Origin of the sequence: Vibrio sp. OPT41, assembly GCF_015163595.1 — a bacterium.
Classification (GTDB): Bacteria; Pseudomonadota; Gammaproteobacteria; order Enterobacterales; family Vibrionaceae; genus Vibrio; species Vibrio alginolyticus.
In genome coordinates, this window is sequence record NZ_JADDYH010000014.1 from 800047 (window position 1) to 815416 (window position 15370).

Annotated in this window: 11 protein-coding genes; 7 read left to right on the top strand and 4 right to left on the bottom strand. The window is 46.5% G+C overall.

The window, feature by feature from the left end; all coding sequences use genetic code 11:
* Window positions 1–20: 20 nt before the first annotated feature.
* Window positions 21–1799, bottom strand: coding sequence for an aspartate--tRNA ligase (gene aspS, locus IQP38_RS07230; protein ID WP_005378401.1), 1779 nt, complete (start codon window positions 1797–1799; stop codon window positions 21–23).
* 273 nt (window positions 1800–2072) lie between these two features.
* On the opposite strand from aspS, the gene IQP38_RS07235 reads away from it, so the two are divergent.
* The 7 genes from IQP38_RS07235 to IQP38_RS07265 all read left to right on the top strand — a co-directional run bounded on the left by IQP38_RS07235 (window position 2073) and on the right by IQP38_RS07265 (window position 8715).
* Window positions 2073–2939 (top strand): DUF72 domain-containing protein, encoded by an 867-nt coding sequence (locus IQP38_RS07235; protein ID WP_170960341.1) that lies wholly within the window; start codon window positions 2073–2075, stop codon window positions 2937–2939.
* Window positions 2940–3032: 93 nt separating this feature from the next.
* Window positions 3033–3770: a carboxy-S-adenosyl-L-methionine synthase CmoA gene (gene cmoA, locus IQP38_RS07240; RefSeq protein ID WP_136976027.1), complete on the top strand. Its 738-nt coding sequence runs from the start codon at window positions 3033–3035 to the stop codon at window positions 3768–3770.
* 81 nt (window positions 3771–3851) lie between these two features.
* On the top strand, window positions 3852–4823 hold the full coding sequence (gene cmoB, locus IQP38_RS07245; protein WP_005387902.1) for a tRNA 5-methoxyuridine(34)/uridine 5-oxyacetic acid(34) synthase CmoB: 972 nt from the start codon (window positions 3852–3854) through the stop codon (window positions 4821–4823).
* A 276-nt stretch (window positions 4824–5099) separates the two neighbouring features.
* Window positions 5100–5846: an ATP-dependent zinc protease gene (locus IQP38_RS07250; RefSeq protein ID WP_005378391.1), complete on the top strand. Its 747-nt coding sequence runs from the start codon at window positions 5100–5102 to the stop codon at window positions 5844–5846.
* A gap of 11 nt (window positions 5847–5857) precedes the next feature.
* On the top strand, window positions 5858–7363 hold the full coding sequence (locus tag IQP38_RS07255; RefSeq protein WP_005378389.1) for an inactive transglutaminase family protein: 1506 nt from the start codon (window positions 5858–5860) through the stop codon (window positions 7361–7363).
* A 3-nt stretch (window positions 7364–7366) separates the two neighbouring features.
* Complete coding sequence (locus IQP38_RS07260; RefSeq protein ID WP_005378387.1) at window positions 7367–8335, top strand: alpha-L-glutamate ligase-like protein; 969 nt, start codon at window positions 7367–7369, stop codon at window positions 8333–8335.
* A 227-nt stretch (window positions 8336–8562) separates the two neighbouring features.
* Entirely contained in the window at window positions 8563–8715 is a 153-nt protein-coding gene (locus IQP38_RS07265; RefSeq protein WP_005378381.1) for a hypothetical protein, read from the top strand.
* 143 nt (window positions 8716–8858) lie between these two features.
* On the opposite strand, the gene mukB is transcribed toward IQP38_RS07265, so the two are convergent.
* From mukB to mukF, 3 genes are read right to left on the bottom strand one after another with little or no spacing between them, the layout of a single operon-like run.
* Window positions 8859–13322, bottom strand: a complete 4464-nt coding sequence (gene mukB, locus IQP38_RS07270; protein WP_193837473.1) for a chromosome partition protein MukB — start codon at window positions 13320–13322, stop codon at window positions 8859–8861.
* Window positions 13323–13324: 2 nt separating this feature from the next.
* Complete coding sequence (gene mukE, locus IQP38_RS07275; RefSeq protein WP_005378379.1) at window positions 13325–14050, bottom strand: chromosome partition protein MukE; 726 nt, start codon at window positions 14048–14050, stop codon at window positions 13325–13327.
* Complete coding sequence (gene mukF, locus IQP38_RS07280; RefSeq protein WP_005378378.1) at window positions 14031–15368, bottom strand: chromosome partition protein MukF; 1338 nt, start codon at window positions 15366–15368, stop codon at window positions 14031–14033. The genes mukE and mukF overlap by 20 nt, the downstream gene beginning before the upstream one ends.
* Window positions 15369–15370: the final 2 nt, after the last annotated feature.

The following is a 15370-nucleotide window of genomic DNA, read 5'->3' on the forward strand; positions in this document are numbered from 1 at the left end:
TTTCTTCAAATGTTGTGCGCTTATTCTGCGTCTTTTTCTTTCGCTGCAGTTACTGCGATGGCTAGCTCTTCTAGCGCTGCTGGGTTCGCAATACTTGGTGCGTCTGTTAGTAGACACGCAGCTGCTGTTGTTTTAGGGAACGCGATAACATCACGGATGTTCTCTGTACCACATAGCAGCATTACTAGACGGTCTAGACCAAATGCAAGACCAGCATGTGGAGGCGTACCGAATTTCAGCGCATCAAGCAGGAAGCCGAACTTAAGCTGTTGCTCTTCAGGTGTGATACCTAGAATATCAAATACGGCTTCTTGCATATCTGCGTTGTGGATACGAACAGAGCCGCCGCCCACTTCGTAGCCATTTAGAACCATATCGTAAGCGTTAGAATTTGCCGCAGCAGGGTTTGCTTTTAGCTCTTCTGCAGTCACACCTAGAGGCGATGTGAATGGGTGGTGCATCGCGTGTAGGTTGCCTTCGTCATCTTCTTCGAACATTGGGAAGTCAACAACCCATAGTGGAGCCCATGCAGACTCATCCGTTAGCTCTAGGTCTTTACCTAGTTTCAAACGTAGCGCACCCATTGCTTCTGCAACGATGCCCGCTTTATCAGCGCCAAATAGGATAATGTCACCAGATTCCGCTTGAGTACGATCTAGAATGCCGTTGATCACGTCTTCATTTAGGAACTTAGCGACTGGAGATTGGATACCTTCCATGCCCGCTGCACGGTCGTTAACCTTCATCCAAGCTAGACCTTTCGCACCGTAGATGCCAACGAATTCACCGTAGCCATCAATTTGCTTACGAGTCAAAGATGCACCACCTGGAACGCGAATAACGGCAACGCGGCCTTTTTCGTCGTTTGCTGGACCTGAGAATACTTTGAACTCAACATCTTTCACTAGGTCAGCAACGTCTACTAGTTCCAGTGGGTTACGTAGGTCTGGCTTGTCCGAACCGAAACGACGAATCGCTTCGCTGAACGGCATTACTGGGAATTCACCTAGGTCAACATTTAGTAGCTCTTGCCACATTTCACGAACCATTTTCTCAGTCGTTGCACGAACTTGGTCAGCCGTCATGAATGACGTTTCGATATCGATCTGAGTGAATTCTGGTTGACGGTCAGCACGCAAGTCTTCATCACGGAAACACTTAACGATTTGGTAGTAACGGTCAAAACCAGACATCATTAGAAGTTGTTTGAATAGCTGTGGAGACTGAGGAAGCGCGTAGAAGCTGCCTTTGTGAACACGGCTAGGTACTAGGTAGTCACGAGCGCCTTCTGGAGTCGCTTTTGTTAGGACTGGTGTTTCGATGTCTAGGAAGCCGTTGTCATCTAGGAAACGACGAACAAAGCTAGACGCTTTAGCACGTAGCTTGATGCGGTCGCTCATTTCAGGACGACGTAGATCTAGGTAACGGTACTTCAGGCGCTGCTCTTCAGAGTTCTTTTGGTTGAAGTCTAGAGGCAGAACATCAGAACGGTTGATGATTTCAAGACCTTTCGCAAGGATCTCAACTTCACCTGTTGCCATGTCTTTGTTTGCTTGGCTCTCTGGGCGAACGCGCACTTCACCCGTTAGTTTGATACAGAATTCATTACGAAGTGTGTTCGCCACTTCATACGCATCCGCCATATCTGGATCAACAACTACCTGAACGATACCTTCGCGATCTCGCATATCAATAAAAATAAGACCGCCTAAATCACGACGACGGTTAACCCAGCCGCAAAGTTCTACAGTTTGTCCTGCAAGGGACTTGTTCAGGTGACCACAGTAATGGGTACGCATAATGAAATTCCCAATCTCTCAAATGTTGTTAACTACGCTCTGTCAGCCTCATTGCTAAGCAGAGTAAAGATTCAGTTATACGCTGAATGTCCACGAAAATCGACTACTCAACATACAATTACGTGTGTTTTATCATTCACTGGTGCTTTTTAGTACAACAAATGTTCAAAAGCGCACCAAAGCGAAAAAATTGGGGAGGATTATAGCGTGAAATTACCTATTTCAGCAAAACTCTCGTAAAGTATTCACACGAGTAGCAAGCAGTAAAGAATAATGGATAACTTACCTCTTCGACTTGGATTGACGATGTGGTCGCACAATCAATGGCAACAAAGTTTTTACGGCAGCGGGACAAAGCCCGCTGAACGTTTAGAAAGGTATGCGCAAGTGTTTCATACCGTGGAAGGCAACACAACATTTTATGCCACACCGACGCTCAATACAGTGCAAAACTGGAGAGCCGCAACCCACGATGATTTTCGCTTTACTTTCAAACTTCCTAAAGCCATCACTCATGAGCAAATGCTAAGAGGTTGCAGCGAACAACTGAGAGACTTCATGAAAGTCATGGAGCCTTTGCATGACCGTGTGGGCCAATGGACAATTCAATTACCAGCCGCATTTGGTCCTGAGCACCTTTATCGACTGAAAAAGTTCTGTGCGAGCTTTCCACCTAACTTCCCTCTCGGTGTTGAGGTTCGCCATATGGCATTTTTCTCCAAAGGCGAAGAAGAGCGAGCACTTAACCAATGGTTAGTAGAGAATAATATTGACCGCATTATTATGGATAGCCGCCCAGTCTTTGCCGCTAAGCCCGACAATGAGGCGATTATTGATGCGCAAATGAAAAAACCACGAGTACCTGTTCACGCCATTGCTACCGCTTCACACCCTTTGATTCGCTTTATTGGTCATCCAGAAGAACAGCAAAATTACGAGTTTTTTAAACCATGGCTCAACAAGTTGCCACAATGGATTGCCGAAGGTAAACAGCCATATATCATGATCCATACCGCAGACAATATAATTGCGCCAGAGTTGGCCGCAAACCTATATAAAGACATACAAAAGCGTATCATGCTCCCTGAGTTAGCACCTTTCCCTGCTGACGATGGCAACTCGCAGTTACAGATGTTCTAACGCAACACATGACAGAGGCGCGAAATTCCCATAAAATACGCGCCTTTTTTGGTGCCTGACATTTTCAGGCAGCTTGTATGCAGAGACTTAGTTATGAACCCTAAGAGCATTCCAGATACTATTTTTTCGGCTCCAATCGATAAAATTGGGGATTTCACGTTCGATGAACGCGTAGCGGAAGTATTTCCTGACATGATTCAACGATCGGTACCGGGTTACAGCAATATCATTTCTGCAATCGGTATGCTGGCAGAGCGTTTTGTAAAACCTCACTCAAACATCTATGACCTAGGCTGTTCTTTGGGTGCTGCAACATTGTCTATGCGTCGCCATATCAAACAAGAAGGTTGCCAAATCATCGCAGTGGACAACTCTCCGGCGATGGTTGAGCGTTGTAAACTTCACGTCAACGCTTACCGCAGTGACACTCCTGTGGATGTAGTAGAAGCAGACATTCGCAATATCGAAATTGAAAACGCGTCAGTGGTGGTGTTGAACTTCACTTTGCAATTCCTCTCTCCAGAAGATCGTTACTCCTTGCTCGAAAAAATTTACGCAGGCCTGCGTCCGGGCGGCATTTTGATTCTATCGGAGAAGTTCGTCTTCGAAGATGAAGTGTCGAACGAACTGTTAATTGACCTTCACCACGACTTTAAACGTGCGAATGGTTATAGCGAACTAGAAATCAGCCAAAAGCGCAGCGCGATAGAAAACGTAATGCGCCCAGATTCAAAGAAAGAACATAAAGAGCGTTTCGCTAAAATTGGCTTTTCTAGCTACGATGTTTGGTTCCAATGCTTTAACTTCGGCTCCATGTTCGCGATTAAATAGACCGTGCATACCAAGCCTGAACCATACCGATTTCGGCTTTTGTTAATAATTTATACCCATCAACTCAGCGATTGACTAACTATGTTTAACTTTGCAAATTTCTACCAATTGATTGCCCAAGACACTCGTCTTCAACCTTGGCTTAATGTGCTTCCGCAACAGCTAACGGATTGGCAAAATGCAGAGCACGGTGACTTTGGTCGCTGGTTGAAAGCACTGAACAAAATCCCAGCGGGTAGACCGGACAACATCGACATTGTTGATTCTGTCACGATTTCAAACAATGAGCCCATGCCTCAAGGGGAACTTAAAAAGCTAGAAAGCTTACTTCGTACATTCCATCCTTGGCGCAAAGGCCCATACCACGTACACGGCATCCATATTGATACTGAGTGGCGCAGTGATTGGAAATGGGACCGCGTGCTTCCGCATATTTCACCATTAAAGAATCGCAGCGTACTCGATGTAGGTTGTGGTAACGGATACCACATGTGGCGCATGCTAGGCGAAGGTGCACGCTTAACTGTCGGTATCGATCCATCTCACCTGTTCCTGATTCAGTTCGAAGCAATTCGTAAACTAATGGGCGATGACCAACGTGCACACCTATTGCCATTGGGTATTGAACAACTACCTAAGTTAGAAGCGTTCGATACGGTATTCAGCATGGGCGTGCTTTACCATCGCCGCTCGCCTCTCGATCATTTAGTGCAACTAAAAGATCAATTGGTATCTGGAGGTGAACTCGTATTGGAAACACTCGTGATTGAAGGTGATGAGAATGCAGTACTGGTCCCGACTTCTCGTTACGCGCAAATGCGTAATGTCTATTTCTTCCCTTCAGCAAAAGCCCTAAAAGTGTGGTTAGAATTGGTCGGTTTTGAAGATGTTCGTATCGTTGATGAAAACATCACATCCGTAGATGAACAACGTACCACAGATTGGATGACGCATAACTCTCTACCTGACTACTTAGATCCGAACGACCCAAGCAAGACTGTAGAAGGCTACCCTGCCCCTCGCCGCGCGGTTCTTGTCGCTCGCAAATCATAATTCGCTGAGATTCCTGACATTGTCTTAACTCATTTTACGAGTTAAGACATTACCCTCTTTCCTCGTAATGAGCGAGTTTGATTTTTGAATCCATTTTTCACGTCAAAATATAAGCACGCTCTAAATAAGGATGCGCTTTTATGTCCTTGATTTTTGGCTTTTCATCACTATTCCTCAAACAATAAGTAATAGAGAAACATTCTTACTTGTGAGGCTTTATCGATATAAGCTAAACTCCTAAAAAATAAACAACTTAATCCAATCCCAAGGTTTTCAATGTTATTACGATTGACCCCGATTGTTGCCATCGCCTTACTATCTGGATGCTCACTAACCAAAGGCGAACAGTACCACCAAGAAACGTTAGCGGCGATTCAAAATTCAGAAGCGAATGTCAATAATCGCATTACCAACCTAGAGCTACAGCTCAGCAACCAATCGGACTATATCGACAGCCTTGAAGAACAAGTCGATAAACTACAGGTTGAACTTCTTACATTTCGCGATGAAGCAATGGCAGAAGTAAAAAAACCGAAAGAGCCGATTATTGTCCAATCTCCCGCTCCTGTGGAACCAACCCCAACTCACGATATTGTCCTTGGCTCTATCGAAAAGGTCACTGTAGAGTCGATTAAGCAAACTTTTGATGCACGTATCGACACTGGTGCCGCGACGTCGTCTTTAAATGCCGTTGATATTGAAGAGTTCGAAAGAAATGGCAAAAAATGGGTCCGATTCCACTTAGCAGACACCAGTAAATCCGAAGAAGAGAAAAGTACTTGGATCGAAGCTCCTGTCATTCGCTACGTCAAAATCCGCCAGGTTACCAGTGAAGAGTTAGAACGCCGCGCTGTGGTAGAACTTTGGGTGCGCGTTGGAAAAATTCATGAAAAAGCGCAATTTACGTTGGCAGATCGCTCACATATGAACCATCCTATTTTACTGGGTAGAGAATTTATGCGCGACATAGCACTTGTCGATGTAAGTCGTACCTATATCCAAACGGACGAAGATAAAAAATAATAAGGTAGATTATGACGTCAAAAATACCGTTTTACCTTTCTATCATCTTATTGGTGATTGCGGGCATTGCTCTGAGTGTTTTCAGACATGAAAACTACGGCGTGCCTTGGACGCCAGGCGAAACTCGCCAGGTATGGGATGTAGAAGCTCGTATTGAGTTCAATGCTAACGGCAACGAAGTAAAAGCGTCACTTGCAGCACCTCATACACAAAGTGGTTACACACTTATCGGTGAATCTGCTTCCTCATCAGGTTATGGCGTTTCCTACATCAATGACGATTCAGGCCGTCGTGCAGAATGGTCAATTCGCCAAGCTCAAGGGCCACAAACCATATACTACAAAGCCCAGTTCTTAGTAGACCCTCAGGCTAAAGTCACTCCTTTACCGCCAACGGAAGACATTACGCCACCAACGCTATCAGCACCACAAGCAGCAGCGGCAAATGCCCTTATCGAACGTGCGATGAGTCGCTCAGCCGATAATGTGACGTTTACTCGTGAGCTTATCAAAGCGCTTAATGACCCAGATAGCCAAAACTCGTCGCTACTACTGAACGATTTCAGCCGTACTGATGCACTGCATAATATTTTGCTTACCGCAGGTATACAAAGCAAAACCGTCGGTGTTATCGAACTAGAAGATGGTCGTCGACGCCAAACAATTCAACCAATGGTTCAGGTTTGGTCAGGTAAAGATTGGGTACTGTTTTCGCCAAAATCCGAACAAAAAGCAGTGAAACCCAACTTGTTAGTGTGGGATGAATCAAACGTATCCTTACTTGACCTTGTTGGTGGTAAAAATAGCCAAGTGCATTTCTCGATGATTAAGCAAGAAATGACACCACAACAAGCTACAAACAACAAAATAGAAGCAGATGGATTACTGAATATTTCAATTCATAGCTTACCTTTGGAAGAGCAAGCGATGTTCAAAACCATCATGCTCATCCCTATTGGTGCTCTGATCGTTGTGTTCTTGCGTGTGATTATCGGCCTGAAAACATCCGGTACCTTCATGCCTGTGTTGATTGCCGTTGCTTTTGTTCAAACTCAACTATTAACGGGTATTGTCGGTTTCTTGCTAATTGTAGGTACAGGCCTGATTATTCGAAGCTATTTGTCTAGGTTGAACTTATTGCTGGTAGCAAGGATATCTGCGGTCATTATTACCGTTATCATGATCATCTCGGTGTTCACCGTTGTTGCGTTTAAGATGGGCTTAACGGAAGGCCTAACAATTACCTTCTTCCCTATGATCATCTTGTCTTGGACGATTGAACGTATGTCAATCCTATGGGAAGAAGAAGGTGCGAAGGAAGTTGCTCTGCAAGGTGGTGGTTCATTGCTGACAGCGGTATTAGTTTATCTTGCAATGACGAACTCATACATTCAACACTTAACCTTTAACTTCATTGGTCTACAGTTGATTGTTCTGGCCGGTATTCTATTACTAGGTACTTACACAGGTTACCGCCTCACTGAGCTACGACGCTTCAAACCACTAGCGGAGGACTAAACGATGTTCGAAAGTTTTACTTCGCCGTCTAAGCTTCGCCATAAAGGCATTATGGGGATGAACAAGCGTAACCACAGCTATATTGGCCGTTACAATGATCGTTCTAAATACCCACTTGTCGATGACAAGCTAAAGACCAAAATTATTGCACAGGCAGCAGGAGCAACAGTTCCTGCCCTGATCGGTGTCATTCATAACCAAGCTGAAGTTAAGACTATCCACAAAATGGTTGAGAACTGGCCTGGTTTTGTAATCAAACCTGCACAAGGTAGTGGCGGTAAAGGCATTCTGGTTGTTACGTCTCACAAAAACGGGGTATATACCAAACCCTCCGGCTCTACAATTGGTAGGGATGAGGTCGAGCGTCACATTAGTAATGCGCTAGCTGGCCTTTTCTCTCTTGGTGGTAAAAATGACGTTGCTGTGGTTGAAAACTTAATCAAGTTTGATGACTGTTTTGATGGCTTCAGTTATGAAGGCGTACCAGATGTTCGGATCATCGTATTTAAAGGTTATCCAGTAATGGCGATGATGCGCTGCTCTACAGCGGCTTCCGACGGCAAAGCAAACCTTCACCAAGGTGCGGTAGGAGTAGGCATTGACATCGCGACAGGTAAAGCCGTCAGAGCGGTGCAGTTCGATCATCCAGTGACTCATCACCCTGATACAGGTAAAGACCTTTCGACCCTTCAAGTACCGCATTGGGAGCGCTTGCTGGAGCTTGCGTCAAGTGCCTGGGAAATGACAGGTTTGGGATACATGGGTACGGATATGGTGCTGGATAAAGATGAAGGACCTATGGTTTTAGAGCTTAACGCTCGCCCTGGTCTGGCAATCCAAATCGCTAATGGTGCAGGCTTGCTTCCTCGTTTGAAACACATAGAGAGCCTTGGCACACCTGCTGAGTATCCAAAACCGATTGAACGCGTCGCTTACGCGGCAGAGCAGTTCGGTGTGAAGCCGTTGTTCTAACCCTCCGACATAATGTTCGTTATTACTCGCCAGTAATTGTCATGATTACTGGCGTTTTTGTTCCCGCATCCAAAAACCTTGCACTTGCTCTCCTTATTAAACACATCCTTCTCATATATAAGTTGAATCAATGATCGAGCTAACAAAATCAACATAGATCGTTTCTTTTCTACTTTGCCTTTTGAGTATGATGAGAGCTCCCCTTACTCAACTTGAGAGGTTGGGAAATGCTAATAAAAGAAACAAATAATGATGAACCAGAGCTTGAAGAACAAGAGAGCTTAGACCAACACCTACAACGCTTGTCTGAGCTTTCTGTCCAAGCACTCGAAGAGCTTGCTGAAATGATCGAAGTCAGGGACGATATTCCAGAGGAATAAACGTCGCTTCCTCATTAAGTTCCGTTAATAAGCCGAGACTGCCGTCCTACAGTCTCGGCTTATCTTATGTATTTCGAAGCCTGCCTCGTAAACAGATACAAAAACGCCCGCATTCATTGCGGGCGTTTTGTTAGATTCGAAGTTTACGATTCAAACTCTTCAATCATCTCTTGTGCTTCGGTCTTAGGCTTATCCGTTTGACCAAAACCGCGCAGACCCACTACGTGTACGTGTTCGTGGTCTTTAAACACCTTACGTACCAGTTTGTAGGTCGTACCTTTCTCTGGGCTGATGTTTTCTGGTGCCGCGATAAGAAGCTGCATATCCAGACGGTCACATAATTCGAACAATGTCGCGATCGATTTCGCATCCAGACGCGCTGCTTCATCTAAGAACAGCAGACGACAAGGCACAATGTCTTTACTGCGCAGGCGGCGTGATTCTTCTTCCCAGCTTTGAACAACCATCAGTAGGATTGACTGACCAGTACCGATCGCCTCACCTGTTGATAGCGCGCCAGACTCAGCCTGTAGCCAACCATCTGTACCACGGTTCACTTCTACACTTAGCTCTAGGTAGTTACGGTAATCCAGTAGCTCTTCACCCAAAACCTGAGGAGAACGTTGACCCATATCGATATGTGGGTTCACACGTTGGAACAGCTTCGCCATTGCTTCGGAGAAAGTAAAGCGAGTCGATTCAAACAGGTCTTTGTGCTGCTCTTGTTGTGTCGCTAGACCGTTCAGTAGCACTTCGTGACTTTCGCGGATCTTCACGTTTAGACGTACGCCCTTCACCTGACCAAACGAAATGTTCGACAAGCCTTGATTCAGCATACGAATACGGTTTTGCTCACGCTGAATCGTCTTCTTGATGATGCTCGCTACCGACTCAGAGCTGATCGCTAGACGGTTTTCACGTTGCGTTAGCTCTTCCGTTAGACGCGCCAGCTCGACTTCCATCTCTTCGATTGCTTCAACTGGGTCATCAGTACGGATGATATCCTGACGAATACGCTCACGAAGGTGTTGGTATACAGCAATATAGAACAGAACTTTACGCTCTGGGCGAGCGTTGTCTTCTGATAGACGCAGCGCATCACGCAGGTCGTCATTGTTCGCAACCGCTAGACGCAGCGCACCCAGTGATTTATCCGACATCGAACGCAGTTCATCCGCTGACATGTAAGCCAGTTCACGCTTGTGTAGACGACGTTCAACATCGTTCTCGCGCGCCAGACGAAGTACAGAGCACCAGCCAGCTTTCGCTGCAACCACAAAGGTACGTAGCTCAACGTATTCTTTCTGAACTTTCTTCAGACGTTTCGCCAAGCCTTTCATCTCTAGTTCAGTAGAGGTGATTGTGCGCTCGTATTCGCTCTTACGGCTACGAGACGTGTGTAGACGCTCATGCAATTCATCACGACGACGCATTGCACGTTCTTCAGCACCTTCGTCCGCGTTCACGCCAAACTCTTGAAGTTCTTGTTTGAACTCTTGAACCGTTTCCAGTTTCGCTTGGTGTGAACTCTTCAATGACGCCAATACTTGGTTGTATTGGTTCATTTGGCCTTGCGACTGTTTCAACTCTTCACGAGAGCGTGTACGCATTTGTTCAGCTTGAACCAGTTTTGCTTTTAGCTGCTCGCTCAGTTCGCTGCTCTTGTTCAGTAGGTCTACTGAATCTGAGTAAGCGAAGTAGTGGCGACGCTCAACGAGATCTGAGAGTGCAAAGATTTGCTTCTTAAGATCTTGTAGCTGTTCGTCTGCCGCTTTGTATTCTGCTTCTAGCGCGTCGAATTGCTCTGGGTCAGCATCAAGCGCAGACGCAATATTCTCTAATTGCGCGACGGCTTTTGCATGGTTGCTTAAGAAGTTCTTCGCCTCTGCAAGCTGAGCGATTTTCTCTTCTAGCTCATCAAAACGCGCTTGCAATGACTCATCTTCAACAAGCACCATGTGTGACGCTAGCTTGTCCAGAGAAGACAACGCTTGCTTGCTGGTTTGAAGCTGAGAACGTTGTTGTTGCTCTTTCGCATCCAGATCCGCCAACACGCGAGCAATTTGGTTACGCTTATCACGAATAGTTGCCAGTGCTTGTTCTGGATCGGCGTCAAAAGCAACCTGAATGTGGTTAGACACAAATAGGTTAAACGCTTGGTACAAGCGCTGCATTTTCTGAGAATCAAACGCCGCTTTTGCGTGTTTCTCTACCACTTCTTCTCGTTCGTTACGCAGCAACTCTAGACGCTGCTCACGTGCCGCACGGCCAAACAATGGGATCTCAGGCAAGCGAGAGTAACGCATTTGGCGATCGTTCATACGAACGCAAACCGCGCCCTCTAACTCTTCTGCATCGAACGAGCTGTCATCAAAGGCATCGATGTCACCTTCAATGATGTACAAGTCTTCTGGACAGTCGTCTAGCTCTACCAGTTTCTCTTCGATGCCTGACAAGTCAGAAACAACGATAGCGTGACGAGCCGGACCGTACATCGCACTGAAATAAGGCGCGTCATCAATCGTGATGTCATCGTAGATCTCAGACAGCAATACACCGCCCAGCGTATCTGCCAAACCTTTCAGGCGAGGGTCATTTGAACCACCAGGAGAAGCAAGACGCTCAATCTCAGAGTCTAGCTGGCTACGGCGCTCAGCAAGCTTATCTTTAGCTAAAGACAGCTCCCTTTCTTGTTCAAGGACAACTTGCATGTGGTTCATTACCGCATGGCGATCCTCAAGCTCTTCACCGCTCTGCTCTCTCAGTTTCTCTAGCGCATCGTTCGCCGCGATCCAAGCTGGTGCTATTGCTTCAAGCTTACTGATTTCTGCCACCGCGTTTTGCTCTAGACGGCGCTGTTCACCACGCTGATCACGAACTTCTTCTTGAGCTATCTCTAGTGATTCGATTTGCGTCGCATGACGTTCACGTTCTTGTTCAAACGTAACCTCATCGGTTAGTTCAACGTGATATTGCTTTTTGTATTCAGCAACCAGTTCACGTGCTTGACGCTGCTGGTTAAGGCTGCGTTCGAGATCACGGTGTTGTGCTCGCCATTGCTGTTCGTTTTGTGCGATTTGTTGTGACTCACGCGCTTTCGCGATTGCAGTTTTCGCATGTTCAGACGCGTCTTTGCGCTCAACTTGACCAACGATGCTTTGTACCAGTTTAAGCGCGGTTTCAAACTGCTCTGCCGCTGCAGAGGACATGTCCAGTTTGTGCTTAACCGATAGCAACGCATTGGTGTTTTCTGATTCTTTGCTCTTAAGCTCAGAGACAAGCGCTTGAGCCGATTCCGCCGTTAGGCTGTCATCGCCAAGTAGCTTCTTCGCTTTCTCCAGCGCTTGAACTGCTTGTTGATATTGAAGGGCGCGAGTTTGCTGAACGTCAAGAGCTTGCTGGTAATCAGCAAGTTGCGTCTTAAGGCTATCCACCTCTTCTTCTGCAACGGTAGCTTGCTCTTCAGCCATCATCACGCGTTCTTGCGCTTCTTCCACTACCATCATTTGTTCTTCAAGACGCTCGCTCAGCTCTTCAAGATCTTCTTGGTAGCGTTCGATCTTCTCTTGCTGACGCAGCGCGTTTTGCACCAGTTGCAAGTGATCAGAAGCCGCTTGGTAGTCTTGCTCTAAAGAAGATTCGGATTCGATCAGCAGTTCCAGCTCTTCTTGAACGCGGTTAAGCAGATTGTTTTGCTCAATCAAGGTCTCGCGAGAACCAAATAACTCTGAACGCAAAGACAATGTCTGTTCTAGTTTTTTACGGCGCTCGTTGGCATGGCGCATATAGTCCGCTGCCACGTAGTTGGTCGACTCTGTAATCAAATGTTTGAACAAGTCACGGTCTGCTTGCGTGGTTTTGATCGCTTCTAGCGTCATGCGGTTTTCACGCAGCGCCGATTCCATATCTTGGAACGCTTTCTTCACGCCGCCGTTTTGTGGCAGAAGGTAGTCACGTAGCGAACGGGTAATCGCACTTGAGATACCACCGTAAAGCGATGCTTCGATCAGGCGGTAGAATTTAGAACGGTCACCAGAGTTACGCAGTTTCTTCGGAATCACACCGAATTCAAACATTTGTGCGTGGTAATCCACGATAGAAGAGAAGGCTTTAAATTGAACGCCTTCAAATTCTGCGATTGATTCTTTTACTTCATTGATTTGACGTACACGAGCTTGAGTCGCAGATACGCTTTCAACCAAGATATCTGTTGGTTTCACATGGCTTGGAAGACCTTGGATAACAAACGGTTTGATGTCTACTTTCTTATCACGACCTGCAACTTGCTGCAGTTTTACTGCGAACAATAGGCGTTGGTTACGTGAGTTCACCACGTCAAGCGCCGCATAACACGCGCCCGGCTGTAGCTTACCGTACAGACCTTTGTCGCGAGACGATTGGCTGCTGCCTGCTTCTGTCGTGTTACGGAAGTGCAGTAGCGTTTGGTCAGGAATCAATGCGGTGATGAACGCCGCCATTGTGGTTGATTTACCTGCACCGTTACCACCTGATAGCGTGGTGACCAGACCATCGATGTCAAACGTACGGGCAAAGAAGCCGTTCCAGTTGACCATGGTCAGCGATTGGTATTTACCGCGTTCAATCATGCTCATGCTTCACCCTCTTCTGTTGTTTCTTCTTGGGCTTGGTCGTCTTGATCTTCTTCAGACAATAAGCTGCCTTGGCTTGGCTCTTTGGTGTGCACTACTGCTTCACCATCACGGATCAGACGCAGCTGCGCTTCACGCATGTCATCGCCAATACGTACATCGGCACCAAAGCGGAATACCGCTTCACTGATGCTGAATTTACCGGTTTCACCGATGTTGATGATCATGCCTAGGCGACGCAGACGACGAAGTGACGTACGTACTTTTTCAAACAGCTTTTCTTTATCAAGGTCAGAACCGGTAGCACGGTTCGTCACTAGCTTCATCAGCTTATTTTCATCTGCTAGAGCAAGCAGTTCGTCGTACAGCTCTTGGTTAGTGAAGATGCCTTCGTGCGCAAGACGCTCTGGGCTTAGGTAAAGGAAACACAGTACCTTACCCACCAGCATATCCAGTTCAGAAAGAACACTACGGCCAATCAGAGACGTTGAACGAGGACGAAGGTAGAAGAAACCTTCTGGCGCTTTCACCAATTCGGTGTTGTAGCGTTGGTAGAAAGAAGAAAGCTCAAGTTCGAAATCCGACAACAACGCGTGATTGTCTAGATCTTCACTTGAGATATGACGCCCTGCTCGAAGCATGCTGTCTAGCGCTGGGAACAGAGGGTTAGAAATTGCTTTTGCCAGATTCTCTGACATGTATTCATTAGTATCGGTCGATGACATTCGCTTGTACCTTTGCCCCAAATTCGTTGATTGCTTTCCAGTCTGGTTGAATCGCTTGGTAATCCGATTCTGAATACCCTAGACGTACAGCTTGATCGACGATAATGCGAGCTAAATCAAAATGATGAGTGTAAGGGTGCTGTGCAAGGTAATCTCGCAGTACCACACTCAAATCGATTGGTGTGCCTTGATCTTTATGCGCTTTCAGCATGTCACCAATTCGCTCTGCCAACTCATCATTGACTTGTTGAAACTCTTCGTATTCTACTTCCATCGGAACTTGACCCGTGACCTCGTCATCACGCAGTACTAGGGCCTCATCACGAAGGTCGGAAAGCCTCTCCGCATCTGCATAAGTCAGATACCAAGGCGCATCGAAGTAATCTTTGACAGATTGACGCAGACGCGAGCTAAACGCACGATTCTTATCCATATCGATTGCAGTACGGATAAACTTGTGCACGTGTCGGTCGTAACCAATCCAAAGGTCGATAGCTTGCTGGCCCCAGCTTGTGATTCGGTCCAGCTTCATTTGCAGACCAAACAAGGCTTCTTCGATAAACTCCAGCTCAGGGTCACCGTAAACAATTTCTTGAATATCGAGGATCTGAGTTTGCAGTTCATCACTGGCGGCTTGCAGCGTATCTTGAAGTTCACGCAACGTGCTTGATGTTTCTGACAGTAGCGCTTCACAGTTGTTGATCGCTTCACGCCAGTCTTTGTTAAGCAGATCAGCAATCTGTTGTTTAACAGACTGTTGCTGCTCATCCATCACACGTTGGTTAAGGTCGATTTGATCGAAGATCTCGCCTACAGAATATTTCAAAATTCCGTAAACGTTTTTCTTCCAGTGGCCCGGAGTGCCACCCTTTTGTGCAGCTTCAATCGCTTTTGCCATTTCATCCGCTACCATCGATAGCTGGATAGAAAGACGCAGTTTCGAGAACTCGCGATGACGCACGTAGTAGTCGGTAATTCCTATCGCTAATGGCGACAAGCGGTAAATGCTCGCTCCGTCAGTAATCTCACTGACAAAACGGCTCATAAGACGCTGCTTAACCATCTCGTTGATGGCATTGTTCGCACGGAAAGCCGAAGCTTCGCCGGTCTCATCAAAAAGTCGAGTGACGATGGCAAATGCGTCGTGCAATTCACCTTCACCCAATTCTTCATCGAACCTTTCATTACTTAGTACAGCGATAGCAATCAAAAATGCCAATCGCTCAGTGGTCAGGTTCAACGAGAAATCGTGCTGCTTAACCCAGCCAACCAACTCATCGATTGGTTGCTCTGCAGCATTGAGAGTCATCTCACTCATCG

Excerpts from the sequence above, each read along its gene's own strand:
- IQP38_RS07265 (WP_005378381.1), top strand. The coding sequence starts at position 8,563 with ATGCTAATAAAAGAAACAAATAATGATGAACCAGAGCTTGAAGAACAA.
- cmoA (WP_136976027.1), top strand. The coding sequence starts at position 3,033 with ATGAACCCTAAGAGCATTCCAGATACTATTTTTTCGGCTCCAATCGAT.
- aspS (WP_005378401.1), bottom strand. The coding sequence starts at position 1,799 with ATGCGTACCCATTACTGTGGTCACCTGAACAAGTCCCTTGCAGGACAA.
- IQP38_RS07250 (WP_005378391.1), top strand. The coding sequence starts at position 5,100 with ATGTTATTACGATTGACCCCGATTGTTGCCATCGCCTTACTATCTGGA.
- mukE (WP_005378379.1), bottom strand. The coding sequence starts at position 14,050 with ATGTCATCGACCGATACTAATGAATACATGTCAGAGAATCTGGCAAAA.
- mukB (WP_193837473.1), bottom strand. The coding sequence starts at position 13,322 with ATGATTGAACGCGGTAAATACCAATCGCTGACCATGGTCAACTGGAAC.
- mukF (WP_005378378.1), bottom strand. The coding sequence starts at position 15,368 with ATGAGTGAGATGACTCTCAATGCTGCAGAGCAACCAATCGATGAGTTG.
- IQP38_RS07260 (WP_005378387.1), top strand. The coding sequence starts at position 7,367 with ATGTTCGAAAGTTTTACTTCGCCGTCTAAGCTTCGCCATAAAGGCATT.
- cmoB (WP_005387902.1), top strand. The coding sequence starts at position 3,852 with ATGTTTAACTTTGCAAATTTCTACCAATTGATTGCCCAAGACACTCGT.
- IQP38_RS07235 (WP_170960341.1), top strand. The coding sequence starts at position 2,073 with ATGGATAACTTACCTCTTCGACTTGGATTGACGATGTGGTCGCACAAT.
- IQP38_RS07255 (WP_005378389.1), top strand. The coding sequence starts at position 5,858 with ATGACGTCAAAAATACCGTTTTACCTTTCTATCATCTTATTGGTGATT.